Annotated in this window: 20 protein-coding genes; 18 read left to right on the top strand and 2 right to left on the bottom strand. The window is 46.5% G+C overall.

What is annotated here, in order from left to right:
• Positions 1-45: 45 nt before the first annotated feature.
• Positions 46-1,533, top strand: coding sequence for a glycerol kinase GlpK (gene glpK, locus EKG39_RS17245; RefSeq protein ID WP_126507231.1), 1,488 nt, complete (start codon positions 46-48; stop codon positions 1,531-1,533).
• A 64-nt stretch (positions 1,534-1,597) separates the two neighbouring features.
• Here glpK and EKG39_RS17240 read toward each other — a convergent pair whose 3' ends face one another.
• A complete protein-coding gene (locus EKG39_RS17240; RefSeq protein WP_126507230.1) occupies positions 1,598-1,900 on the bottom strand; it encodes a hypothetical protein in 303 nt (100 codons plus the stop codon).
• Positions 1,901-2,342: 442 nt separating this feature from the next.
• Between EKG39_RS17240 and mraZ the strand changes: the two genes are divergently transcribed.
• The 15 genes from mraZ (at position 2,343) to lpxC (ending at position 19,553) form a co-directional block, all read left to right on the top strand.
• Positions 2,343-2,801 carry a division/cell wall cluster transcriptional repressor MraZ gene (mraZ, locus tag EKG39_RS17235; protein ID WP_126507229.1) on the top strand — a complete coding sequence of 153 codons (459 nt, stop codon included), beginning with the start codon at positions 2,343-2,345 and terminating at the stop codon, positions 2,799-2,801.
• 30 nt (positions 2,802-2,831) lie between these two features.
• Positions 2,832-3,773: a 16S rRNA (cytosine(1402)-N(4))-methyltransferase RsmH gene (gene rsmH, locus EKG39_RS17230; RefSeq protein ID WP_126507228.1), complete on the top strand. Its 942-nt coding sequence runs from the start codon at positions 2,832-2,834 to the stop codon at positions 3,771-3,773.
• A 76-nt stretch (positions 3,774-3,849) separates the two neighbouring features.
• Positions 3,850-4,164: a cell division protein FtsL gene (gene ftsL / locus EKG39_RS17225; protein WP_126507227.1), complete on the top strand. Its 315-nt coding sequence runs from the start codon at positions 3,850-3,852 to the stop codon at positions 4,162-4,164.
• A 74-nt stretch (positions 4,165-4,238) separates the two neighbouring features.
• Entirely contained in the window at positions 4,239-5,975 is a 1,737-nt protein-coding gene (locus EKG39_RS17220) for a peptidoglycan D,D-transpeptidase FtsI family protein (protein WP_126507226.1), read from the top strand.
• Complete coding sequence (murE, locus tag EKG39_RS17215; protein ID WP_185817647.1) at positions 5,975-7,456, top strand: UDP-N-acetylmuramoyl-L-alanyl-D-glutamate--2,6-diaminopimelate ligase; 1,482 nt, start codon at positions 5,975-5,977, stop codon at positions 7,454-7,456. Before EKG39_RS17220 ends, murE begins: the two co-directional genes overlap by 1 nt.
• On the top strand, positions 7,453-8,820 hold the full coding sequence (locus EKG39_RS17210) for a UDP-N-acetylmuramoyl-tripeptide--D-alanyl-D-alanine ligase (RefSeq protein WP_126507224.1): 1,368 nt from the start codon (positions 7,453-7,455) through the stop codon (positions 8,818-8,820). The genes murE and EKG39_RS17210 overlap by 4 nt, the downstream gene beginning before the upstream one ends.
• Positions 8,820-9,902 carry a phospho-N-acetylmuramoyl-pentapeptide-transferase gene (gene mraY / locus EKG39_RS17205; protein ID WP_126507223.1) on the top strand — a complete coding sequence of 361 codons (1,083 nt, stop codon included), beginning with the start codon at positions 8,820-8,822 and terminating at the stop codon, positions 9,900-9,902. The genes EKG39_RS17210 and mraY overlap by 1 nt, the downstream gene beginning before the upstream one ends.
• Before the next feature lie 41 nt (positions 9,903-9,943).
• Positions 9,944-11,275, top strand: a complete 1,332-nt coding sequence (gene murD, locus EKG39_RS17200; protein WP_126507222.1) for a UDP-N-acetylmuramoyl-L-alanine--D-glutamate ligase — start codon at positions 9,944-9,946, stop codon at positions 11,273-11,275.
• On the top strand, positions 11,268-12,482 hold the full coding sequence (ftsW, locus tag EKG39_RS17195; protein WP_126507221.1) for a cell division protein FtsW: 1,215 nt from the start codon (positions 11,268-11,270) through the stop codon (positions 12,480-12,482). The genes murD and ftsW overlap by 8 nt, the downstream gene beginning before the upstream one ends.
• Entirely contained in the window at positions 12,482-13,579 is a 1,098-nt protein-coding gene (murG, locus tag EKG39_RS17190) for an undecaprenyldiphospho-muramoylpentapeptide beta-N-acetylglucosaminyltransferase (RefSeq protein ID WP_126507220.1), read from the top strand. The genes ftsW and murG overlap by 1 nt, the downstream gene beginning before the upstream one ends.
• A gap of 1 nt (position 13,580) precedes the next feature.
• Positions 13,581-15,050 carry a UDP-N-acetylmuramate--L-alanine ligase gene (gene murC / locus EKG39_RS17185; RefSeq protein ID WP_126507219.1) on the top strand — a complete coding sequence of 490 codons (1,470 nt, stop codon included), beginning with the start codon at positions 13,581-13,583 and terminating at the stop codon, positions 15,048-15,050.
• 131 nt (positions 15,051-15,181) lie between these two features.
• Positions 15,182-15,946, top strand: a complete 765-nt coding sequence (locus EKG39_RS17180) for a cell division protein FtsQ/DivIB (RefSeq protein ID WP_126507218.1) — start codon at positions 15,182-15,184, stop codon at positions 15,944-15,946.
• Between the two features lie 3 nt (positions 15,947-15,949).
• On the top strand, positions 15,950-17,185 hold the full coding sequence (gene ftsA, locus EKG39_RS17175; protein ID WP_126507217.1) for a cell division protein FtsA: 1,236 nt from the start codon (positions 15,950-15,952) through the stop codon (positions 17,183-17,185).
• A gap of 76 nt (positions 17,186-17,261) precedes the next feature.
• Positions 17,262-18,437, top strand: a complete 1,176-nt coding sequence (gene ftsZ, locus EKG39_RS17170; protein ID WP_126507216.1) for a cell division protein FtsZ — start codon at positions 17,262-17,264, stop codon at positions 18,435-18,437.
• A 198-nt stretch (positions 18,438-18,635) separates the two neighbouring features.
• A complete protein-coding gene (lpxC, locus tag EKG39_RS17165; RefSeq protein ID WP_126507215.1) occupies positions 18,636-19,553 on the top strand; it encodes a UDP-3-O-acyl-N-acetylglucosamine deacetylase in 918 nt (305 codons plus the stop codon).
• 40 nt (positions 19,554-19,593) lie between these two features.
• Here the strand turns inward: lpxC and EKG39_RS17160 are convergent, their stop codons facing one another.
• Positions 19,594-20,046 carry a DUF721 domain-containing protein gene (locus tag EKG39_RS17160; RefSeq protein WP_126507214.1) on the bottom strand — a complete coding sequence of 151 codons (453 nt, stop codon included), beginning with the start codon at positions 20,044-20,046 and terminating at the stop codon, positions 19,594-19,596.
• Between the two features lie 27 nt (positions 20,047-20,073).
• Here EKG39_RS17160 and EKG39_RS17155 point away from each other — a divergent pair, with 27 nt between their 5' ends.
• Together EKG39_RS17155 and secA are read left to right on the top strand one after the other, a co-directional pair.
• Entirely contained in the window at positions 20,074-20,973 is a 900-nt protein-coding gene (locus EKG39_RS17155; protein ID WP_126507213.1) for a M23 family metallopeptidase, read from the top strand.
• 59 nt (positions 20,974-21,032) lie between these two features.
• Positions 21,033-23,756: a preprotein translocase subunit SecA gene (gene secA, locus EKG39_RS17150; RefSeq protein WP_126507212.1), complete on the top strand. Its 2,724-nt coding sequence runs from the start codon at positions 21,033-21,035 to the stop codon at positions 23,754-23,756.
• The last annotated feature ends 888 nt before the right edge of the window (positions 23,757-24,644 follow it).

Here is a 24,644-nt window from a genome sequence, read left to right as displayed (position 1 = left end):
CCGTAATATTGACGGTAACAGAGTTCGCAGTAATAGGAATGAGTTGTGGCTAAAAAGTATGTGGTGGCACTAGATCAGGGGACAACAAGTTCAAGAGCGATAATATTCGATCATGATGCCAATATTGTTTCTGTATCACAGCGAGAGTTCCCTCAGATTTACCCTCAAGCGGGTTGGGTTGAACATGATCCCATGGAGATCTGGGCCTCACAGAGCTCTACCCTTATAGAGTTGCTTGCCCGGTCCGGGATCCATGGCAGCGAGGTCGCTGCAATTGGGATCACCAATCAACGTGAAACGACAGTCATCTGGGATAAGTTAACCGGTAAACCTGTATATAACGCTATTGTGTGGCAATGTCGTCGCAGCAGTCATATCTGTGATGAACTGAAAGCACAGGGGCTGGAAGCTTATGTGCGTGAAACTACAGGACTGCTACTCGACCCATATTTTTCAGGCACTAAGATTAAATGGATCTTGGATAATGTTGCGGGCGTCAGAGAGAGGGCTGAAAAAGGTGAATTACTGTTTGGCACTATCGATACCTGGTTGGTTTGGAAACTTACTGAGGGAAAAGTGCATGTTACCGATCCTACCAATGCCAGTCGTACTCTGTTATTTAATATCCATACTCAACAATGGGATAGTAAATTATTGGAAGCGCTGAATATTCCAAGTTCTCTGCTTCCAGAGGTTAAGCCTTCCTGCGCAGTGTATGGTAAGACCCGCATTGCAGGTGAGGGCGGCGAAATAAGTATTGCAGGTATTGCGGGCGATCAACAATCTGCCTTATTCGGACAGCTATGTATCGATGAGGGCATGGCGAAAAACACGTACGGCACAGGTTGTTTCCTGTTGATGAACACGGGCAAACAAGCCGTAAAATCTACCCATGGTTTGCTCACTACCGTCGCGATCGGAGCCGATTGTGAAGTTAATTATGCCTTAGAGGGCGCCGTGTTCATGGGAGGTGCGACGATTCAATGGCTAAGAGATGAACTGGGTCTTATCAGGGATGCGCAGGATACCGAGTATTTTGCCTCGAAGGTGGAAGATACTAATGGCGTGTATCTGGTCCCGGCTTTTGTCGGTTTGGGGGCACCATACTGGGATCCAAGTGCTCGCGGTGCTCTGGTTGGATTAACCCGTGGCTCGAATCGTAACCATATTATCCGCGCTGCTTTAGAAGCCATTGCCTATCAAAGTCGAGACCTACTCGATGCCATGGCTAAAGATAGCGGTGTCATGCTCAAGCAGCTAAAGGTAGATGGTGGGGCCGTTTCTAACGATTTCTTGATGCAGTTTCAGGCTGACATCACTAATGCAGAAGTACAGCGACCTGCTATTACTGAAACTACGGCCATGGGGGCGGCATTTCTTGCCGGGTTGGCCGTGGGATTTTGGAGTTCGACCTCTGAGCTAAAGCATAAAGCCGATATTGAGCGCACATTTATGCCATCTATATCACCTGAGAAGTGTGATGAACTGTATTCTGGATGGAACCGCGCTGTTACTCAAACGATTAAAGGTTGATGTTTTAAATTAGTACTCAATTGCATAGATGTCTCCAGATTTTTATCGAATCTATGCTTTTTTGCTAAACGTCAATATCGATATGGGGAAGGGGAGACTCGATGGCTTCTTGCTGTGCCTTAGCTAACTCTTTTTTCCTCTCTTCCTCTTTTTCTGTCTGACCACGGCGATCCCCCCGGGGTGATCCGCGTCTGTCTTCAATTGCGTGGCGACGTTCAAGGTTTGGAGGAAGTTGTGATTGAGGGGCTTCATGGCTGTCTGCCGCGATCCCTTTGATATATTCTGTCTCTTCAACGACCCGCTTTCGCTTTATCACTGCCGGAATAGGGCGAGCCAGCATGGCGTATAGACTGTCTAAACCAACCATATCTCCTCCTTTGTCTTAAGTATATATTCCTTTATCGGCAAGCAATGGTCAATATTTACACTGAATTTGAAAGGTTTTAGTTAATTTCCAATGAGTGTTTAAGGCCGTAAAGAGCATTGTTTAATTCCAGATAAATCACCTCATATCAGAAAAATCAGGGAACAAATTAGGACGCTATCTCCACTTAAATATTAATTAATGATAAATAGAGTGTCGCACCTGTCTATTTTTTATGCTTTTTAGGGATGTTGATCCACTTTTTACCCCTATTATTTCCTGTTTTTACAATATTTTAAATTTGCTGCTAACCCGCTTGAATGCTGGATTTATAAATAGTTTGCGCCCTTGACAAGGCTTGCGTTCTATCTCTAAACTTAGGTCTTGTGGGGAATTGTGGATATTTGTGGATCACTTATTATTTTACGGCAAGGATTAAGCTAACGTGTTTCGCGGGGCCAGTGCTATTAACCTTGATACAAAGGGACGGATCGCTATTCCAAAGCGCTACCGTGAGCCCCTGCACGCTGAATTCAATAGTCAAATAGTGATAACCGTTGACTTTCAATCTCCCTGCCTCTTGCTCTATCCATTCGATGAATGGAGCAAGATCGAAGAAAAATTACTACAACTCTCCGATACCCGGGCCACAGAAAGAGCCATGAAAAGGTTACTTTTGGGTTACGCCCATGAGTGCGAGCTCGACGGGAACGGTAGAATATTACTACCTACACCGCTTCGTCAATATGCCAATTTAGAGAAGCGGGCAATGTTGGTGGGGCAGTTGAATAAGTTTGAACTTTGGGATGAAACTGCTTGGCAGAAGCAGATAGAGCAAAGCCGAGAGACGATTCAAAGCGAAGAGTTTGCTGATAACGAACGTCTTGCCGATTTCTCACTGTGATCAGTGAAGCTAAATAGATAGAAGAGAATGATGAGCCAAGAATTTGCGCACTTATCGGTACTGCTAACTGAAACTGTAGCAGGCCTAAATATTAAAGAAGATGGTATCTACATCGATGGCACATTTGGCCGTGGTGGTCATTCTCGTGAGGTGCTTAAGCATTTGGGCGAAAATGGCCGTTTAATCGCTATCGACAGAGATCCTCAAGCGATTGCTGCAGCTCAGCAGTTTGCCGATGATGCAAGGTTTAGGATAGTGCATGGTGGCTTCGGCCAGTTGGCCACCTATGTAGAAGATCTTGGCTTGAAAGGTAAGATCGATGGAGTGCTACTGGATTTTGGCGTCTCATCTCCGCAACTCGATGATGCCGAACGTGGATTTAGTTTTTTACGTGACGGTCCACTCGATATGCGAATGGATAACTCTCAAGGTGAAACGGCTGCCGACTGGATTGCTCGTGCAGAGATAGAAGATATGGCTTGGGTATTTAAAACCTATGGCGAAGAGAAAAACTCCAGACATATTGCGCGTTGTATCGCCGCGGATAGAGAAAAGACTCCCTTCTTACGGACCAAAGAGTTGGCAGATTTGATCGCTCGAGTGAGCAAGAGTAAAGAGCGAAATAAGCATCCGGCAACACGTGTATTTCAAGCGATTAGAATCTACATCAATAGTGAATTAGAACAGATAGATCAAGCGTTAGAGGGGGCATTAAGCGTGCTCGCTCCCCATGGGCGTTTATCTGTGATCAGTTTTCACTCTCTGGAAGACAGAATGGTTAAGCGCTTCATTCGCAGGCACAGCCAAGGTGCAAGTGTGCCACATGGTCTGCCAATAACAGAGGCTGAGATTAATAAAACCCGTTTACTCAAAGGCATAGGTAAAGCAATTAAGCCTTCTGAGGAAGAGATTGAGCGTAACACCAGAGCTCGTAGTTCTGTATTACGTATTGCGGAGCGGTTGGAATATTAATGGCGGGCGAAATAGCAGTTTTATTGCTATTACCTGGTTTGGTGAGACTCGAGGCTATCGATAGAGGGAATCAGATTTGAGTAAATCTCAATTGAATCTACCTCGAATCGTTTTACTCGACTTGTGGCATCACAAGTGGGTGCTGTTACTTGGCATTGCCGTAATGGTGAATGCCGTTGCCGTTGTATATACCAGCCATGTGAGCCGCAAGTACACCACTCAGTGGGATCAGATGCTGCAAGAGCGAGATAGGCTGGACATTGAATGGCGGAATTTACTTCTTGAAGAGCAGTCTCAGTCTGAGCATAGCCGGATCACGCGCTTTGCGACCAAAGAACTCGAGATGAGCCGACCACTGCCTAAAGAAGAGGTAGTGGTAAGAGTACCGTGATAAGTCGTTGAACAGAAAGTTAAAAAAGTGTTGATTAGCTTCCTGAGGTTAATGGGAGTGTCGTTGAGGGTATAATGAGCAAACAGGCAAAGCGTAAACAGAAGCCGCAGCTAATCGAATGGCGTTTATATGTCGTTGTTGCCTTCGTATGCCTGCTGTTTACCAGTCTTGTCGGTCGTGCAGCTTATATTCAAATCATCGAACCTGAAAAGTTACGACATGAAAGTGATATGCGTACGCTTCGTACCACCAGTAGAGAGGTGCAGCGTGGACTTATCACCGACCGTAACGGTGAGATGTTAGCCGTGAGTGTGCCGGTAAAGGCCGTCTATGCCGATCCTAAAGTCGTTCACGATCGCAATGGTTTTGTGGATATGCGTCGCTGGCAAGCCTTGGCCGATATTCTTCATGAGCCTAAAGAGAAGATATTAAAGCGGGTTCAGTCAAATCCAAAGAAGCGCTTTACCTACCTAAAACGTCAGGTTACACCAGCTGTAGCGGATTATATCAGTAAGTTAAAGCTACCGGGTGTATATCTGAAATCAGAATCCCGGCGCTATTATCCGACCAGTGAGATCTCTGCTCAGTTAGTGGGGATCACTAACATCGATGATATTGGCATCGAAGGTATCGAGAACTCCTATAATGACTGGCTAACCGGTACCCCATCGAAACAAAAAGTACGTAAATCCAGAGATGGTCATGTCGTCGAGCGTCTGGATATAGTGCAGGATGGAGACAGTCCAAACGATCTGGTGCTTAGCCTGGATCAGCGCATTCAACAGTTGGCATACCGTGAGCTGAAAAAAGCGACTGAAATAAATCAAGCGACCTCCGCTTCTATCGTGGTTCTCGATGTACACACGGGGGAAGTATTGGCTATGGCTAATACACCATCTTATAACCCCAACTCCCGAGATAATCTTCAAGCGTTCAGAATGCGAAATCGAGCACTTACCGACTCCTATGAGCCAGGTTCGACCATTAAGCCCTTTGTTGTTGCCGCCGCTTTGGAAGCGGGAACAATTCAATCCGATCAGGTTATTAAGACCTATCCGGGACGAATGAGGATCGGCGGCAAGGTTGTGCGAGACTCCAGATATTATGGTGATCTCTCGCTTGCGGATGTGTTGGTGCACTCGAGCAACGTCGGCATGGCAAAAATTTCGCTTTCCATGCCTGTTCAGGAGTTGTTGGGAGCTTATCAGACGATGGGACTGGGTAATTACTCAGGGATAAACCTTGCGGGTGAGAGTGCCGGGCTTATCCATGACCGCAGGCGTTGGTCTGAATTTGAACGTGCAACGCTTTCATTTGGTTATGGGCTTATGGTGACACCACTTCAATTAGCCAGATTGTATGCCACCTTAGGGAGTAAAGGTGTCTTGTATCCCGTCTCTATCTTGAAGCTTAAGCAGCAACCCGAGGGGGAGCAGGTGATTTCACCTGAAATTGCACAGAGCGTGATGGAGATGCTTATCGGGGTCACGGAAAAAGGCGGTACGGCAACTAAAGCCCATATTGAGGGCTATCCGGTTGCAGGAAAAACGGGTACCGCCCGTAAAGCGGTTGCCGGTGGTTATGGTGAGGATTATGTTGCTCTTTTTGCCGGTGTCGCCCCTGTACATAATCCTCAGCTAGCGATTGTTGTCGTAGTTAACGAGCCCAAGGGAGACAGGTATTACGGTGGTGATGTTGCCGCTCCTGTGTTTGCGGCAGTTATGTCAGGTGCTTTACAAATGCTCAATGTTGAACCTATTTCGTCGAGAGAAAAGGTACGTTTAGCGGGTACAACGAGGAGAACTGAGTGATGCTATTACGTGATTTGTTAGCCCCTTGGTTCCACTATGCGGGTTCGGAAAGCTTCAATAAGCTGACTTTAGATAGTAGGGCTGTAAGCCCGGGGGATCTCTTTATTGCCATCCCCGGTCATCAAGTCGATGGCCGAAAGTATATTGCTGCAGCCATGCAGCAAGGTGCTGTGGCGTCTCTGGTTCATACCGATGACCCTGAGAGTCATGGAAAACTTGTCGATGATGAAGAAAAACAGATCTTATTCTTCCAGCTTAATCGTCAATTATCTGCTTTAGCTGCCCAGGCATACCCACTTAACCTCGATCGTTTGAAGTTGGTCGGTGTCACAGGTACAAACGGCAAAACATCGATAACTCAACTTATGGCGCAACTGGTGACCTTATTAGGTAAGCAGAGTGCGGTCATGGGCACTCTGGGCAATGGCCTTTGGGGTGACTTAGTTGACAGTGGTAATACAACAGCCGATGCAATCACCATGATGGCTCAGCTTCAGGATTTTGATGCCCAAGGCGCCGAGTTATGCGCGATGGAAGTGTCGAGTCATGGTTTGATCCAGGGAAGAGTCGAGGCTATTCCCTTCGATGTGGCGGTATTTACTAATTTAAGTCGTGATCATCTGGATTATCATGGCACCATGCAGGCCTACGGCGATGCGAAGAAACGGTTATTTAACTTTCCTTCTTTGAGCTCCGGGTTGATCAATCTTGATGATGAGGTTGGCAAGCAATGGTTAGCCGAACACGATACGGGTAAATACACCAGTTTCAGCATTCATGGTGAGTCTGCTTCGATTGAAAACTCAAACGCAATCTATACCGAAAATAATCATTTCCATCATCAGGGTGTCGATGCAAGATTCGTCTGGCCTGACGGACATGCCGAGCTACGCTCACCACTTTTAGGCTCTTTTAATCTGTCGAACTTAATTGCAGCTCTGGGCGCCTTGTATCTGATTGGTTTCGATATGCATTCATTAGTTGCTGTGGTGCCTAAGTTACAAGCGGTTGCCGGACGGATGGAGCGATTTACTACTCCTGATGATGTCACAATAGTTGTCGATTATGCCCACACACCCGATGCGATCGAGCAGGCCCTTAAGGCACTAAGAGGTCATTGCGATGCTGAGTTGTGGTGTCTGTTTGGATGTGGCGGTGATCGTGATAAAGGCAAGCGGCCATTGATGGCACAAGCAGCTGAAAAATATGCAGATAAGGTCGTAGTGACCAGTGACAATGCCAGAAGTGAACAGCCTGATGTCATCATCAGCGATATCTTGAAAGGGTTAACTGAACCCGATAAGGCGTTAACAGAGGTGGATCGTGAACTGGCTATTCGTCAAGTTGTGGCAAATGCCAAGGCGGGAGACTTAGTGTTATTAGCAGGTAAGGGACATGAAACTTACCAGGAAGTGGCTGGAGTTCGTCGTGAATATGATGAACGTGCACTTGCCCGGGAACTTGCAGAGGTTCAAGCATGATCCCGTTAAGCTTGTCTCAATTGAGCCATAGATTAGATGCTCGCCTCATCGGCTCTGATGCCGAAATCTCCCATGTTTGCAGTGATAGCCGAACCATTCCGCCACAGACGCTTTTTGTTGCACTGAAAGGCGAGAGATTCGATGGTCATGACTTCGCTCATTTAGCGGTCGAAAATGGCGCTCATGCGCTGCTGTTGACTCATGAATTACCTCTGGATGTCCCTCAACTGATAGTGAAAGATACTCAGAAAGCTATGGGCGAAATAGGGGCGTACCTGCGAGAGCTGATTCAGCCTAAGTCGATAGCGCTAACCGGCTCAAATGGAAAAACAAGTGTGAAAGAGATGGTGGCATCCATCTTATCCCAGCGGCACAAGGTACTTTACACAGCCGGCAACTTTAATAATGAAATTGGTGTTCCCCTAACCCTGCTTCGTTTGAGAGAGGGAGATGAGTTTGGTGTTTTCGAACTTGGGGCGAATCATCGCGGTGAGATCGATTACACCTCGTCACTGGTTAAGCCCGATGTGGCTTTAGTCAACAATGTGGCTTCGGCTCATCTCGAAGGTTTTGGGTCATTAGCCGGCGTTGCGGCTGCCAAGTCAGAGATATTTAATCATCTGAGTTGTGACGGGACTGCAGTGATTAATGCAGATGATTCATTCGCTCAGGTGATGAAAGAGGCGGCAAGTGAACATAAGCAGTTAAGTTTTGCTATCGAAGCTGCAGCCGATCTGAAAGCCAGTGAGCTTGAACCTGATCTGCTGGGTCGCTATAGCTTCAAGATGAGTTATTTGGCCCAAAAGGTTTCAGTGAAATTGCCCTTATCAGGTCGTCATCAGGTGAGCAATGCGCTTGCCGCAACGGGGCTCTGTTTAACTTTGGGTCTATCTCTGGATGAGATCGTTTCCGGCCTCTCTTTGCTCGAGCCGGTCAAAGGCAGAATGTTACCAACTCAGCTCGGTCGGCTGCGGGTGATTGACGATAGTTATAACGCAAACCCGGCATCGGTGAGTGCAGCAATTGACTGGCTTCAAGAAATTGATGGATATCGCTGTTTAGTGCTGGGTGATTTGGGAGAATTAGGCGACAATGCGTGCCTTTTGCATACTGAGCTGGGTGAGCTTGCAAAAGAAAGAGGGATAGATGCACTGTTCTCATTGGGTGAGCTAAGCGCAAATACCAGTATCGCTTTTGGTGGTGTCCATCATCAGGATTTCGAGAGGGTAGTACAGGATTTAATTAATTATATTAATCAGTTGCAGGGTGATGTAACGGTTTTAGTCAAGGGCTCACGCAGTGCCAAAATGGAACGCGTGGTTGAAGCCTTAATAGTTGCTTACGGGCGCGGGGAGTTTGTTTAATGCTGGTCTATCTGGCGGAGTATTTAACCCAGTTTTATTCTGGGTTTAACGTTTTTTCTTATGTAACGTTTAGAGCCATTCTAGGCCTGATGACTGCCTTGATATTTAGTCTTTGGTGGGGACCGAAGATGATTGAACGTCTGCAGATGCTGCAGATCGGTCAAGTTGTTCGTAATGATGGTCCGGAATCTCATTTCAGTAAGCGTGGCACGCCGACTATGGGTGGTATTCTGATCTTAGCCGGTGTATTTATCAGTGTACTGCTTTGGGGGGACCTTGCCAGCCGCTATGTGTGGGTCGTGCTGTTTGTGCTTGCAAGCTTTGGTTTGATTGGTTTTATCGATGATTATCGTAAAGTCGTTCGAAAAGATACCAAAGGCTTGATCGCTAAGTGGAAGTATATATTACAGTCACTTGCCGCATTGGTCATTGCATTTTATCTCTATGCCTCTGCTGATCTGGCCGGTGAAACCCAGCTGGTTGTGCCTTTCTTTAAAGATATTATGCCTCAACTCGGCGGCTTCTTTATCGTTTTGGCTTACTTCACCATAGTGGGGTCGAGTAATGCGGTCAATTTAACCGACGGGCTTGATGGTTTGGCTATCATGCCTACGGTTATGGTCGCTGCGGCCTTTGCTTTAATTGCCTACCTTTCAGGCCATGTTCAATTTGCAAATTACCTGCATCTTCCCTACCTGCCAGGTGCAGGAGAGTTGGTGATTGTCTGTACCGCAATTGTTGGTGCCGGCTTAGGCTTCCTCTGGTTTAACACCTATCCAGCACAGGTATTTATGGGGGATGTAGGGTCTTTGGCCCTAGGGGCCGCGCTTGGTGCGATAGCCGTGTTGGTACGTCAGGAGATCTTGCTGGTGATCATGGGTGGCGTCTTTGTTATGGAGACTGTGTCAGTAATTCTGCAGGTTGGATCATACAAGTTACGTGGACAAAGAATTTTCCGTATGGCACCTATTCATCATCATTATGAGTTGAAAGGTTGGCCTGAACCCAGAGTTATTGTCCGTTTTTGGATTATCTCTCTGTTTTTAGTGTTACTTGGCTTGGCCACGCTGAAATTAAGGTAGTCGGGTATGAACTTTACGCCGTCAGACAAGGGTAAATAAATATGGATAACCACAAGTCGCACCTGATATTGGGCTTGGGAGCCACAGGCCTCTCGGTTGTGCGTTATCTGCATGGTCAAGGGATCACTCCCTTGGTTATGGATAGTCGTCAGCACCCTCCAGGTGCGGATACGTTGGCGGCTGAGTTTCCCGATGTCGAATTGATCAAAGGCGGCTTCGACTGCCGGTATCTGGTGCAGGCGACTCAGATTATTGTCAGCCCCGGCATCGCTATCGATACGCCGGAGATCCGAGCCGCGATAGATATGGATATTGAGGTGATCGGTGATGTCGAGCTATTTTCCAGAGCGATCGAAGAGCGGGAAGCTTGCGTTATCGGTATCACAGGATCGAATGGGAAATCTACGGTTACGACCTTAGTGGGCGAGATGGCTAAGGCTGCGGGAATCAATTATGCCGTTGGTGGCAATATTGGTATTCCGGTTTTAGATCTACTCCAGGACGATATTGAGCTGTATGTATTGGAGCTGTCGAGCTTTCAATTAGAAACGACTCACAGCCTGAACTGTGTGTCGGCAACCTGTCTTAATATCAGTGAAGATCATATGGACAGATATAGTGATATCGAAGCATATCGTCAGGCTAAGCTGAGATTATATTCACAAACTAAATTCGCGCTGTTTAATAGAGAAGATGAGCTTACTAAGCCCAAAGATCCGATGAACCAGAACAGCTTCGGTTTATCTCTTCCCGAAAATGATGAGTGGGGAGTCTGCGAGGGCAAGATAGTACATGGCAGTGTTGAGGTAGTCAGCCTTCAGGATGTGGCGTTGGTCGGTAGCCATAACCATGCAAACCTTATCGCAGCCATGGCCTTGGCTTATCAAGCGGGTATAGATAAGGCTGCAATGGTAGAGGTTGCTTCATCGTTTACCGGGCTCGAGCATAGATTTGAGATGGTCGTTAACCGAAACGGTGTTTCATACATCAATGATTCTAAGGCGACGAATGTCGGTGCCACGGTGGCGGCGATAGAGGGGATCAGTGAACATCTTGGAGATATCATTTTAATTGCCGGCGGTGATGGAAAAGGGGCGGACTTCAGACCTTTGGTACCGGCGTTAAAACAGGTAAGTCATCTCATTACATTGGGTAAAGATGGAGATAAAATTGCCGCGCTGTCCGATAACTCTATTGAGGTCGGTTCGATGGCAGATGCGGTCAATAAAGCCGCTCAACTGGCAATAGCCGGCGACATCGTTTTGCTGTCTCCGGCATGTGCCAGTTTGGATATGTACAAGAATTTTATGGAAAGAGGCGATGATTTTCGCCAGTTAGCCGAAGGGTTAAGTGCAGAGGCGTTAGATGCGTAGCGAAGAGAGGCAACTCAACTTATTTGGCACCAGCGTTAGCTGGAGTTGGCCAAATTTGTTTAAAGAGCGAGAAGCGCCGGGCATACAGTTGTATGACCGCGCCTTGCTGTTTGCCGTTTTGTCGCTGATCTGTTTTGGATTCGTGATGGTGATGTCTGCTTCAATGCCAGAAGCACAGAGCCTGACAGGTAATCCTTACCATTTTGTTGTCAGGCATTTGACTTATCTTGTAGGGTGCGCCGTTATTGCAGCAGTGGTGTTACGTATCGAGATGAGTCGCTGGCAGCAGTTCAGCCCGTTATTACTATTGATCGTCGGCATCATGTTAGTCGCCGTACTGCTTGTTGGTACATCGGTAAATGGTGCAACCCGTTGGCTATCTGTGGGGCCGATTAGAATACAGGTAGCTGAAATAGCTAAATTTGCCTTCACCATCTATATGGCGGGTTATTTGGTCAGACGTCATCAGGAGATCAGGGAAAATGCCAAGGGCTTCTATAAGCCGATAGCCGTGTTTGCCGTTTATGCTTTTCTGATCTTGATGCAACCCGACTTAGGTACCGTGGTTGTGTTGTTTGTGGGAACGGTAGGCTTGCTGTTTTTAGCCGGAGCCCGCCTGCTGGACTTTTTTGCCTTGATATTGACCGGGGTGATGGCGTTTGTGGCCTTGGTACTTTTAGAGCCCTATCGGATGCGCCGGGTAACCTCTTTTATGGACCCCTGGCAAGATCCATTTGGCAGCGGTTATCAGCTAACCCAATCTTTGATGGCTTATGGGCGTGGCGATTGGTTCGGGCAAGGTCTAGGTAACAGTATTCAGAAATTAGAGTACCTGCCCGAAGCGCATACGGATTTTATTTTTGCCGTGATAGGTGAAGAGTTAGGGTTTGTAGGCATCATTGTGGTGCTGTCCGTGCTGCTTTTTGTTGCCCTTAGAGCGATTAAATTAGGCAATTTGTGTATTGAGATAGATAAGCCTTTCGAAGGCTATCTTGCTTATGCCATTGGTATTTGGTTCTGTTTTCAGACCGTAGTGAATGTTGGTGCAAGTATTGGAATGCTACCAACGAAGGGCCTCACTCTACCTTTTATTAGTTATGGAGGCAGTAGTCTCTGGGTTATGACCGCCGCAGCTATGATATTGATCCGCATCGATCATGAGCGACGTTTAAGCTCTATTCAAGCTGTGCAGGGGAAAAAAAGTTAATGACAAGCATGAATATTGAGAAGCGTATTTTGATTATGGCCGGTGGCACCGGTGGCCATGTATTTCCAGCGCTGGCAGTCGCGAAATATCTTTGCCAGCAAGGTTGGCAAGTCAGGTGGTTAGGTACGGCTGAACGCATGGAAGCCAGATTAGTTCCTCAGCATGGATTCGATATCGACTTTATCGATATTAAAGGGGTGCGTGGAAACGGATTGCTTCGTAAGCTGGCTGCACCCTTTAAAGTGATACGTTCTATCATGCAGGCCAGAACCGTAATTAAGGATTTTAAGCCCGATGTGGTCTTAGGTATGGGAGGTTTTGCCAGTGGGCCCGGTGGCGTCGCCGCCAGATTATCGGGGATCCCTTTGGTATTGCATGAGCAGAATGCAATCCCGGGAATGACCAATAAAATTCTTGCTCGTATCGCCAGTCAGGTTTTATGTGCCTTCGAAGATACGTTTGACAATGTAGAGGCAGAGGTCGTCGGAAACCCGATAAGAGAAGAGCTTATCGCCTTGGGCGATAGTAATGTCGACACCGTTACCGATGACGCATTAAAGGTATTAGTCGTTGGTGGAAGCTTAGGCGCTAAAGTGTTTAACGACCTGATGCCAAGTGTGACAGCTGCGGTGAGTAAGATGCACTCGATCACCGTATGGCACCAGGTAGGTAAGGGTAACCTTCAAGGGGTCAAGGCAGAGTACCAACACCTTGGCCAGGATGGCAGTGTTAATGTTGCCGAATTTATTGATGATATGGAAGCGGCGTACCGTTGGGCCGATGTTGTGCTGTGCCGTTCGGGGGCATTAACCGTCTCTGAGGTGGCAGCCGTTGGATTACCTAGCCTGTTAGTGCCATATCCACATGCTGTAGATGATCATCAAACCAAAAATGCACAAGTTCTGGTGCAGGCGGGCGGGGCATTTTTGTTGCCGCAGACAATTTTAGATGCCAATAAGCTTATTGGAAAATTACAAATTCTAGCCTCAGATAGAAACGAATTATCTCAGATGGGCCTACGAGCAAAAAGTGCAGCGGTATTGGACGCAACACAGAAAGTTGCCAGTGTCTGCATCAGGTTAGCTGGAAAGGATTGAAATGAGTAAGAATCAAGAGAAGTATTCACAGTTAAGAAGCATCATCCCTGAGATGAGACGAGTTAAGCACATCTACTTCGTCGGGATCGGCGGTGCTGGTATGGGTGGAATTGCTGAGGTACTCGTTAATGAGGGGTACAAGCTATCTGGCTCTGATATTGCTGAGAATGCCGTGACACAAAGGCTTGCCTCTCTGGGGGCAAAGATCCATATAGGGCATCATGAAGAGCAGGTGCATGGTGCAGACGTTGTCGTTGTGTCTACGGCAATCAGCGCCGATAACCCTGAACTGTTAGAGGCTCAGGCGTTGAGGATCCCGGTTGTCCAGCGGGCAGAGATGCTTGCCGAGTTAATGCGTTACCGTCACGGTGTAGCGGTTGCGGGAACGCATGGTAAAACCACTACGACCAGTTTAATTGCAAGCGTTTATGGCCAGGCTGAGCGCGATCCTACCTTCGTGATTGGTGGTCTGTTAAACAGTGCCGGTACCAATGCCAGGCTGGGACACAGTCGTTACCTGATTGCCGAAGCTGATGAGAGTGATGCCAGCTTCCTGCATCTGCAGCCTATGGTTAGCGTTGTGACCAACATTGAAGCGGACCATATGGACACCTATGAAGGGGATTTTGAGAAATTGAAATCTACCTTTATCGATTTTCTGCATAACCTGCCTTTTTATGGCGTAGCAGTAATGTGTATCGATGATCCGGTTGTGCGTGAATTACTGCCTAGGGTCGGTCGTAAAATCGTGACCTATGGTTTCAGTGAAGATGCAGACGTTCAAGCGCTCAACTTCGTGCAGGAAGCCTATCAAAGCCGTTTTACTCTGAGAAGGGCCGGGGTTGAAGATGTTGAGGTCGTGGTGAACCTTCCAGGCCAACATAACGTGCTCAACGCATTGGCCGCGATTGCCGTTGCTACTGAAGATGAAATTGATGATGCGGCAATTATTCAGGCTCTCGCGGATTTCCAGGGGATTGGTCGTAGGTTCGAGCAGCTAGGTTGTTTCGATACCTGTAAAGGGGAGATGGTGTTGGTTGATGATTATGGACATCACCCCAGCGAGGTTGCCGCAACGATCAAAGCGGCCAAATCAGGTTGGCCGGATAAGCGTCTGGTCATGATCTATCAACCTCACAGATATAGCCGTACACGCGACCTTTATGATGATTTTGTCGAGGTCTTATCTCAAGTTGATTGTCTGTTGTTACTCGATGTATATGCAGCCGGAGAGACTCCCGTACCTGGGGCCGATAGTCGCGCTTTATGCCGCTCGATTCGTCAACGAGGTCAACTTGACCCTATTTTTGTCTCCGATAGTGAACAGCTGCTTAGCTTACTACCGGATGTTCTCCAGGCGGGAGATCTTGTATTGACTCAGGGAGCCGGAAATATAGGGGCGATAGCCAAACAGTTATCTCTGTCGAGCTTAGGGTTTGATTCGGTGCCTGCAGGAACGGGTAAGGAATAAATTTGAAAGAACTCTCATTGCCCGTGTATCGGATTTTGACCCCACGAATAAGGTCTATATAATGGCCGGTTTTCTGTGGTTCATTAGTATATTAACGTTTTCGTTAAAATCTGGATTAGGGTTGAATATCTGTGTCTTGGGCTGAGATTGGTCAAAGGTGGAAAGTAAGGCTGGCGCAGGTCGATTGGTATCTGTGTTTTGGGCTCCTGTTTCTGCTCTTGGTGGTACTCGGTTTATCGATGGGAGCATGGAAGCTGAATCTGGTTGTTAATGATGCGGACGCATTGCCTATCGAGGCTGTGGCAATCAGAGGAGAGCGTGACAGGACCTCTGATGAAGAGATACAGGTCGCATTACAGGATCTAATGCAGAGAAGTTTTTTCTCGGCAGATGTAAATCAAGTTCAGGATGCATTAGAGGCGTTACCATGGGTGTATCAGGCCTCGGTGCGACGTGAATGGCCTGCAAAGTTGAAGGTGTATCTGGTTGAACAACAAGTTGTCGCTCATTGGAATGGAGACGCCTGGCTCAATATTCATGGGCAGGTATTTGATGCACCGACAAGAACTGACATTGGACCTCTTCCTCTGCTTGCCGGCCCGGAAGGACAATCGAAAGTGGTACTGACCACATATCGGCAAGTGAGTGAGTTGTTGAAGATAAATGGTTTCAAGTTGGACAGTTTAAGCTTGAGCCCGAGACATGCGTGGCATGGTTCGTTGAATAACGGAATTATGCTCGAGTTAGGCAGAGAAGATAAAATGGCAAGGATACAAAGATTTATCAATGTATATCCGACACTGGTTAAGCAGTCAAAACCAGTTGCCAAGGTAGATTTACGCTACGACACCGGATTAGCCGTAGGTTGGGAAAATGCGCAGAAAGAGAGCCAATAAATAATGACCAAGAATCAAGATAGAAATCTGATCGTTGGATTAGACATAGGAACCTCAAAGGTTGCTGTGATCATAGGTGAAGTGCTACCCGATGGTGAGATCAGTGTTGTCGGCTTGGGTAATCATCAGTCCAGAGGCATGGACAAAGGTGGTGTAAACGATCTTGATTCTATTGTACGCAGTGTACAGCGAGCGTTAGATCAGGCCGAGTTAATGGCCGATTGCCAAGTTTCATCGGTATATCTGGGCATTTCAGGTAAGCATATCGATTGCCAGAATGAAAATGGTATGGTCTCCATCAATGATGAAGAGGTCACCCAGGATGACGTCGATAATGTCATTCACACGGCTCGTTCGGTAAAAATACCAACTGAGCGCCGCATATTGCACGTGCTGCCACAAGAGTATGCCATCGATGTACAGGACGGCATCAAGAGCCCGATCGGTATGTCAGGCATGCGTATGGAGGCAAAGGTGCATATCGTGACGTGTGCCAACGATATGGCAAAAAATATTACCAAGAGTGTCGAGCGATGTGGATTGAAGGTCGATGACCTCGTTTTTTCTGCCATCGCCTCTGCAGATTCAGTATTGACTAATGATGAGAAAGACTTAGGCGTCTGTCTGGTCGATATCGGCGGCGGTACTACAGATCTCGCAGTGTATACCAACGGTGCATTGCGCCATTGTGCAGTGGTGCCTGTAGCCGGTAATCAGGTGACTAACGATATCGCGAAGATTTTCAGAACGCCACTTTCTCATGCGGAACAGATTAAGGTTCAATTTGCCAGTGCGCGAAGCGCCATGGTAAGCCGTGAAGACAGTATTGAGGTTCCTTCTGTCGGTGGGCGACCATCAAGAACCATGTCCAGGCATACATTGGCGGAAGTGGTTGAGCCCAGGTATCAAGAGTTATTTGAGTTGGTACTTAAAGAGTTAAGAGATTCAGGTTTAGAAGATCAGGTTGCGGCGGGTATCGTGCTAACCGGTGGAACATCATCCATCGAAGGCGCTGTCGATATTGCAGAGGCTACATTTGGTATGCCTGTGCGGGTTGCATCGCCGCTACCTGTGAAAGGGTTATTTGAATATGTGGATGAACCTATCTACTCGACAGGGGTAGGCTTGTTACACTACGGAGCAAGAAGGGTCGTCGAACGTCAGTTCGAGCGTCCTGAGCGTCAAGGGGTTACCAGTCTTTGGAATCGGGTTCAAAGCTGGTTTAAAGGTGAGTTTTAATAGTTTAAGAAGATGGCCTCAAGGCTTAGTCGATTAACTATTTTACATATAACGCAGGCAAAACGGAGAGAAGACCATGTTTGAGATCATGGATAGTCATACTGATGAAGCGGTGATTAAGGTCATCGGTGTCGGTGGCGGCGGTGGCAATGCCATCGAACATATGGTTAAACACAACATCGAAGGTGTTGAGTTTGTTGCAACCAATACAGATGCACAAGCATTAAGAAAATCTTCTGCAGGATCAACCATTCAACTTGGACGTGATATCACTAAAGGGTTGGGAGCAGGGGCAAATCCAGAAATTGGTCGCCTTGCAGCAGAAGAAGATAAAGAAAATATCAGAAATGCCATCAAGGGTTCTGACATGATCTTTATCGCTGCTGGTATGGGTGGCGGTACGGGAACGGGGGCTGCGCCGGTAGTTGCTGAAGTTGCCAAAGAAGAGGGTATCTTAACCGTTGCTGTAGTGACAAAGCCTTTCCCATTCGAGGGAAAGAAGCGCATGTCTTATGCCGACCAGGGTATAACAGAGCTTGCCAAGCATGTGGATTCGTTAATTACCATTCCTAATGAGAAGCTACTGAAAGTATTAGGTCGTGGTACATCATTGTTAGACGCTTTTGCCGCGGCTAATAACGTATTGCTGGGTGCTGTTCAGGGGATCGCAGAATTGATCACTCGACCAGGTCTGATCAACGTGGATTTCGCCGATGTGAAAACCGTTATGTCTGAGATGGGTAATGCCATGATGGGCACGGGTGTTGCCAGTGGTGAAGACCGCGCGGAAGAAGCTGCTGAAGCGGCTGTTGCCAGTCCTCTGCTTGAAGATATCGATCTTGCCGGTGCTCGTGGTGTACTTGTTAACATTACGGCCGGTATGGACATGAGTATCGAAGAGTTTGAGACAGTGGGTAACCACGTTAAAGCATATGCATCTGATAATGCTACTGTCGTTGTTGGAGCGGTAATCGATCCTGAAATGAGCGACGAATTGCGTGTAACTGTAGTGGCTACCGGAATTGGCGCAGAAAAGAAACCTGACATTCAGTTGGTGACTAAACCTGCTCCGCGTCCAGAGCCTATAGTGGCACCGGAAGTTCGTCCAGAGACGGTATCTGAAGAACTTGTAGCTCAGCCAATGGCGACCGGAAATGTTGTGCCAGTTGCACAAACTGCACCAGCACCGGCACCAAAAAATGAAGCAGATTATCTAGATATCCCTGCATTCTTGCGTAAGCAGGCTGACTAATACAGTTTTGGAGTACAGCTTTTAAATGAGCTGCCTAGGTTTCGCTAAGGTGAATTCTAAGTTTCACCATGGCGATCACTAGTAGAATTTTGGCTAATTTGCAAAGATATGTTAGCATATCCGACCAGCCGCGCCTGTATATAGATAATTTTCTGTACAGGTTCTGAGCTTTTTTTGTTGAGATGAACGGGTAATAGAATGATTTTTCAAAGAACTGTTAAAGAAATGGTTAAAACCACTGGAGTCGGATTACACTCCGGCAATAAGGTGACTTTGAGCATCAAGCCCGCACCCGTTAATACAGGGATCGTACTCGTGCGCACCGATCTTGAACCTGCTGTGGCAATTCCAGCCAAAGCAGATTTAGTTCGTGAAACGACGATGTGTACGGCACTTGTTAATGATGAAGGTGTACGCATCTCAACAATTGAGCATCTGTTCGCAGCACTTGCGGGCTTAGGTATCGATAACGCTGTTATTGAAGTCGATGCCCCTGAGATCCCAATCATGGATGGCAGTGCCAGTCCATGGGTTTTCCTGCTTCAATCAGTAGGGATTCAAGAGCAAGCGTCGGCTAAGAAATACCTAAGAATCAAAAATACTGTGCGTGTTGAAGATGGTGATAAATGGGCGGAACTAAAACCTTTTAAAGGTTTTAGAGTGGATTTTGCAATCGACTTTGAACACCCTGAAATTGCCCGTAGTCAACAACACATGGTAATGGATTTTTCTACTTCAGCATTTGTGCGCGATATCAGTCGAGCGAGAACTTTCGGCTTTATGCGTGATATTGAATACTTGAGAGCTAACAACTTAGCCTTAGGTGGAAGTATGGAAAATGCAGTTGTGCTTGACGAATATCGTGTCCTCAACCCCGATGGTCTGCGTTATGAGGATGAATTCGTTAAACATAAGATTTTAGATGCTTTCGGTGATCTCTATGTTGCTGGTCATGCCATTGTTGGTGAATTCTGTGCATTCAAAACCGGACATGCGTTAAATAACCAATTAGTGCGTGCTTTGTTAGCTCAGCAAGATGCTTGGGAGCTTGTCAGCTTCGAGAAAGATGAAGCTCCTGTGAGCTTCTCTGTACCAGCAGGTGCAGTGTTCGCTTAATCGATAGATGAAAGAACTCAGAGTTACTTAATTGCTAACGCTAAGATTGCCTTGAACGGCTGGCTAATGCAGCCAGCCGTTTTAGTTTCTCTGCTAAAGAACCCTCCGTATGTTCGGCCAATGCTTCAATATGGGTCGCTGCTGTTTCACTGATGTGATGTTGAGGGATTTTGGGCTTTGTTTCATACAAAACCAGACTCGGGTTGACTTTAACTTCGATAGCGGAGAGCATGGGTAGCGTTTCGGCTTGTAGCTGCTGTAATATTTTGGCTTTTTGGAAGTTTATTCTTGCGGCCCATGCAGCTGTAGTCGTTTCAATAACAAGAACACCCTGTCGAAGATTGGCAACTTTTAGTTGCTGCGACACTGGACCAGCTAACACCTGTTTCACGTAATGATTCAAGTGTAATAGAAGTTCTGCTTTTTCAGCAAGATTAGGCATTTGCCCTTGCTGATGCAGTAATTGGCTTAGGTCCTGCGGGGGCTTTTTCATATGATAACAAAATGGCTTAATTAGGCTATGAGTGTAACAGTTTTTATTCAAGGTCGAAATGGCGCCTCTCGATGGCAGCCCGGTAAACGCTGGCTGTTGTTACCTGTGCTATTAATTGCTGCAGGTTCTGGTTTATATCAGCACAACGCCAAACAAATTCTGCAACAGCAGACCAATGTCGATAATGAGCGAGTTGCGCGTGAAGCGCAAAAAGATGAGCTCATAGAGCTTAAAGGTGCGACAGAAGCCCAACTGGCTATGCTCGTCACTCATGTCGCTCGCATGCAAGCGAAGGTGACTCGTCTCGAGGCTCTCGGTCAGCAAGTTGCGAAAAATAATCAATTAGAAGATCAATTTGATTTCTCTTCCGAAGTCGGTGTAGGTGGCCTGAGTGAATTAGGCGCTAATATCGAGCTCGATCAGCTTATCGCAGATATGGATAAGCTAGTGTCACGAATAGATAACAATAATGTTCAGCTTTCAATACTTGAAACAGTATCATCTAATCTCCATATAGATGAAGAACGTTATATATCTGGGCGGCCCATCCAAAAAGGATGGTTATCATCGCCCTACGGTTTACGAAATGATCCTTTTAATGGGCGAAGAACTATGCATAAAGGCATCGACTTCGCCGGCAAAGAGGGAACCAATGTGGTCGCTACTGCTGGCGGTGTGATCACATGGGCAGGCAAAATGTTTGGCTATGGTGAGCTTGTAGAGATAGATCATGGAAATGGTTTACGAACTCGCTATGGACACAATAAGTCTTTGTTAGTAACCGTAGGTGATGTCATCGCCAAAGGCGAGAGTATCGCCAAAATGGGAAGTACTGGTCGCTCGACCGGACCCCATGTGCATTATGAAGTGTTGCGGGGTGGACAGCAGATAGATCCGCAGAAATTTGTCTACCGCAAAGCAGGTTAATATAAAATTAGGCTTTTGACTCAATCGGGACTTGGCCAACAACATAAAAAGTGGTTCAGATGTTTGGTAAAATACTGACAAAATTATTTGGTAGTCGTAACGATCGCACACTTAAATCTCTTGGCAAAACTGTCACAAAGATTAATGCACTTGAAGATGAATATGAAAAGCTGACTGACGAAGAGTTAAAGGCTAAGACTACTGACTTTCGAGGTCGTTTAGAGTCTGGTGAGACTTTAGATGATGTGATGTCTGAAGCCTTTGCCGTTGTACGCGAAGCGTCTAAGCGTGTTTTTGAAATGCGCCATTTCGATGTGCAGATGCTGGGTGGTATGGTTCTGGATAGTAACCGTATTGCTGAGATGAGAACGGGTGAAGGTAAAACACTTACCGCAACATTACCTGCTTATCTGAATGGTCTAACCGGTAAAGGTGTTCACGTCATTACGGTCAATGATTATTTGGCACGTCGTGATGCCGAAAATAACCGTCCACTTTTCGAGTTTCTTGGTCTCTCTGTTGGTATTAACGTTGCGGGACTTGGGCAGCAAGAGAAGAAAGCTGCCTATGATGCCGATATTACCTATGGTACCAACAATGAGTTCGGTTTCGATTATCTTCGTGACAATATGGCATTTTCGCCTCAAGAGCGTGTTCAACGTCCGCTTCACTATGCGCTAATCGATGAAGTCGATTCGATTCTTATCGATGAAGCCAGAACGCCATTGATCATCTCTGGTGCTGCTGAAGATAGCTCTGAGCTCTATACCAAAATTAATACCCTTATTCCGCATCTTGTTCGTCAAGACAAAGAAGACACGGAAGAGGAGATCGGCGATGGTGATTACTCTATCGACGAGAAAGCTAAACAAGTTCACATGACAGAACGTGGACAAGAGAAAGTTGAAGTTCTGCTTACCGAACGCGGAATGCTGGCCGAAGGCGACTCTCTCTATTCAGCAACAAATATCTCTCTGCTGCATCATGTAAATGCCGCGCTACGTGCCCACACACTGTTCGAAAAAGATGTTGATTATATCGTCCAGGATAATGAAGTTATTATTGTCGATGAGCATACCGGCCGTACAATGCCCGGTCGTCGTTGGTCTGAAGGTCTTCATCAAGCGGTAGAAGCGAAAGAAGGTGTTCATATTCAAAATGAAAACCAAACCCTTGCATCTATTACTTTCCAGAACTTCTTCCGCCAATATGAAAAATTAGCGGGTATGACAGGTACTGCCGATACTGAAGCATTCGAATTTCAACACATCTATGGATTAGATACGGTCGTTATCCCAACCAATAGACCTATGGTTCGTAAGGACCATGCCGATCTTGTGTATTTAACTCCTGATGAAAAGTATGCGGCTATCATCGAGGATATCCAAGGTTGTCGTGAACGTGGTCAACCAGTTCTTGTGGGTACTGTTTCAATTGAACAATCGGAACTACTTGCACGACTAATGAAGCAAGAGAAGATCCCTCACGAAGTATTGAATGCAAAATTCCATGAACGTGAAGCCGATATTGTTGCTCAAGCGGGTCGAACCGGTGCGGTAACTATTGCAACTAACATGGCGGGTCGTGGTACCGATATCGTGCTCGGTGGTAACTGGGCGATGGAAATCGAAGCCCTTACTAACCCTACTGATGAGCAGAAAGCCAAGATTAAAACAGACTGGCAGGTTCGACATGATGAAGTCGTTGCTTCTGGTGGTTTACATATTTTAGGTACCGAGCGTCATGAGTCTCGCCGTATCGATAACCAGCTACGTGGTCGTTCTGGTCGTCAAGGTGATGCTGGTTCTTCACGCTTCTACCTTTCAATGGAAGACAGCCTAATGCGTATCTTTGCTTCGGACCGTGTTTCTTCAATGATGAAGAAACTGGGTATGGAGAAAGGTGAGGCGATAGAGCACCCTTGGGTTTCTCGAGCTATTGAAAATGCACAACGTAAAGTTGAAGCACGTAACTTCGATATTCGTAAGCAGTTACTTGAGTTTGATGATGTCGCCAACGATCAGCGTCAAGTTGTCTATGCACAGCGAAATGAATTGATGGATGCTGAGAGTATCCAGGACACAATCGTTAATATTCAGGCCGATGTGGTAAACGGTCTGGTCGACCAATACATTCCGCCGCAATCTGTCGAAGAGCTTTGGGATGTACCTGGCTTACAAACACGTCTGGAGCAAGAGTATGGGTTGAAAATGCCTGTACAGGAGTGGCTGGATAAAGAAGATGACCTTCATGAAGAAACACTTCGTGAGCGTATCGTCGATACCTGGGTTAAATCATATCAGGCTAAAGAAGAGATGGTTGGCGAGCAAGTTCTTCGTCAATTTGAAAAAGCTGTCATGCTGCAAACACTCGATGGTTTGTGGAAAGAACATTTGGCTGCCATGGATCACCTGCGTCAAGGTATTCATCTTCGTGGCTATGCACAGAAGAACCCTAAGCAGGAATATAAGCGTGAATCTTTTGAGCTGTTCCAGCAGATGTTGGAAACGCTGAAACATGATGTCATCAGTGTACTATCTAAAGTTCAGGTACAAGCTCAGTCAGATGTTGAAGAGATGGAAGAGCGTCGCCGTCAGGAAGATGCCAAGATCCAACGCGATTACCAACATGCTTCTGCCGAAGCTATAGTCGGAGCAGAGGAAGCGGAAGCTCTATCTGCGCATACTCCGGTTGTACGTGAAGGTGAAAAGGTTGGTCGTAATGATCCTTGTCCTTGTGGTTCTGGTCGTAAGTATAAGCAATGCCACGGTAAGCTGACATAAGTACCTGGCTATTATCATTGCTGGGCTATTGGCCCCGTTAAGTAGCTAATCACTGGAATAACTATAAAGGCCACTCATTGAGTGGCCTTTATTTTTTATACAAAGTAGTTATTGGTGAACTGAATAGTTAACTCTGCCTTGTCCTCAGGCGTTAACATGCCTCGTCAATATCATAAATGGATCTCGACTGTAGTTTATTTCGGCTAGTCTATAGCGATTTGTGGATAAGTTTGGGGGTAAATGGTGAGTATTGTGTGGCTATCTTAAAAGATCGAAAAAATATCGTTTTTTCGATAAAAAGGCCTTGTGCTCCGCTCTGAGATCCCTATAATGCGCAACCACTGACACGGCACAGCAGGCATGCAGCCTACATCTCGTAAGAGAGTGCAGTTGAAGTTGAGTTAACTTTTTAACGAAAGATAACTCAGGCAGAAAAGCCTTTAAGAGTTTCATTTGTTGTTCTCTTATATAAGTCTCTTGTATAAGAAAAAGACACTTGAAAAACTTCTTAAAATTAGGGCTTGACGCCAACAACGGGAAGTGTAGAATACGCATCCCTAAGCCAACGACCTAGCGTCTAACGGCGGCATCTGAAAAATTGGTGCTACGCTCTTTAACAATTTATCAAGTAATCTGTGTGGACACTCACAGGTGTTGAGTTATTCGAAGCTACCTTTGGTAGCAACAAATTTTCTCAATGATTATCTCTTTTAAAAGAGGTACTGAGTGACACATAGCAATATGTAGCTTCATTAACATTCTCTTTATAGAGAGTGATTGATGAAAAACAGTATAATTCATTGAGCCGTTCTTCATCCCTAATAGGATGAGAACAAAAAAACTTTAATTGAAGAGTTTGATCATGGCTCAGATTGAACGCTGGCGGCA

The organism is Shewanella atlantica (assembly GCF_003966265.1).
GTDB classification, from domain to species: domain Bacteria; phylum Pseudomonadota; class Gammaproteobacteria; order Enterobacterales; family Shewanellaceae; genus Shewanella; species Shewanella atlantica.
The sequence above is the reverse complement of the archived record's forward strand: the minus strand, read 5'-3'. Positions and strand labels throughout refer to the sequence as shown.

What these genes read in the sequence shown, in the direction of transcription:
- murE (WP_185817647.1), top strand. Translation starts at nt 5,975, where the DNA reads ATGCTATTACGTGATTTGTTAGCCCCTTGGTTCCACTATGCGGGTTCG.
- EKG39_RS17240 (WP_126507230.1), bottom strand. Translation starts at nt 1,900, where the DNA reads ATGGTTGGTTTAGACAGTCTATACGCCATGCTGGCTCGCCCTATTCCG.
- EKG39_RS17210 (WP_126507224.1), top strand. Translation starts at nt 7,453, where the DNA reads ATGATCCCGTTAAGCTTGTCTCAATTGAGCCATAGATTAGATGCTCGC.
- ftsW (WP_126507221.1), top strand. Translation starts at nt 11,268, where the DNA reads ATGCGTAGCGAAGAGAGGCAACTCAACTTATTTGGCACCAGCGTTAGC.
- EKG39_RS17220 (WP_126507226.1), top strand. Translation starts at nt 4,239, where the DNA reads ATGAGCAAACAGGCAAAGCGTAAACAGAAGCCGCAGCTAATCGAATGG.
- murG (WP_126507220.1), top strand. Translation starts at nt 12,482, where the DNA reads ATGACAAGCATGAATATTGAGAAGCGTATTTTGATTATGGCCGGTGGC.
- rsmH (WP_126507228.1), top strand. Translation starts at nt 2,832, where the DNA reads ATGAGCCAAGAATTTGCGCACTTATCGGTACTGCTAACTGAAACTGTA.
- murC (WP_126507219.1), top strand. Translation starts at nt 13,581, where the DNA reads ATGAGTAAGAATCAAGAGAAGTATTCACAGTTAAGAAGCATCATCCCT.
- lpxC (WP_126507215.1), top strand. Translation starts at nt 18,636, where the DNA reads ATGATTTTTCAAAGAACTGTTAAAGAAATGGTTAAAACCACTGGAGTC.
- ftsZ (WP_126507216.1), top strand. Translation starts at nt 17,262, where the DNA reads ATGTTTGAGATCATGGATAGTCATACTGATGAAGCGGTGATTAAGGTC.
- secA (WP_126507212.1), top strand. Translation starts at nt 21,033, where the DNA reads ATGTTTGGTAAAATACTGACAAAATTATTTGGTAGTCGTAACGATCGC.
- EKG39_RS17160 (WP_126507214.1), bottom strand. Translation starts at nt 20,046, where the DNA reads ATGAAAAAGCCCCCGCAGGACCTAAGCCAATTACTGCATCAGCAAGGG.
- murD (WP_126507222.1), top strand. Translation starts at nt 9,944, where the DNA reads ATGGATAACCACAAGTCGCACCTGATATTGGGCTTGGGAGCCACAGGC.
- mraY (WP_126507223.1), top strand. Translation starts at nt 8,820, where the DNA reads ATGCTGGTCTATCTGGCGGAGTATTTAACCCAGTTTTATTCTGGGTTT.
- EKG39_RS17155 (WP_126507213.1), top strand. Translation starts at nt 20,074, where the DNA reads ATGAGTGTAACAGTTTTTATTCAAGGTCGAAATGGCGCCTCTCGATGG.
- ftsA (WP_126507217.1), top strand. Translation starts at nt 15,950, where the DNA reads ATGACCAAGAATCAAGATAGAAATCTGATCGTTGGATTAGACATAGGA.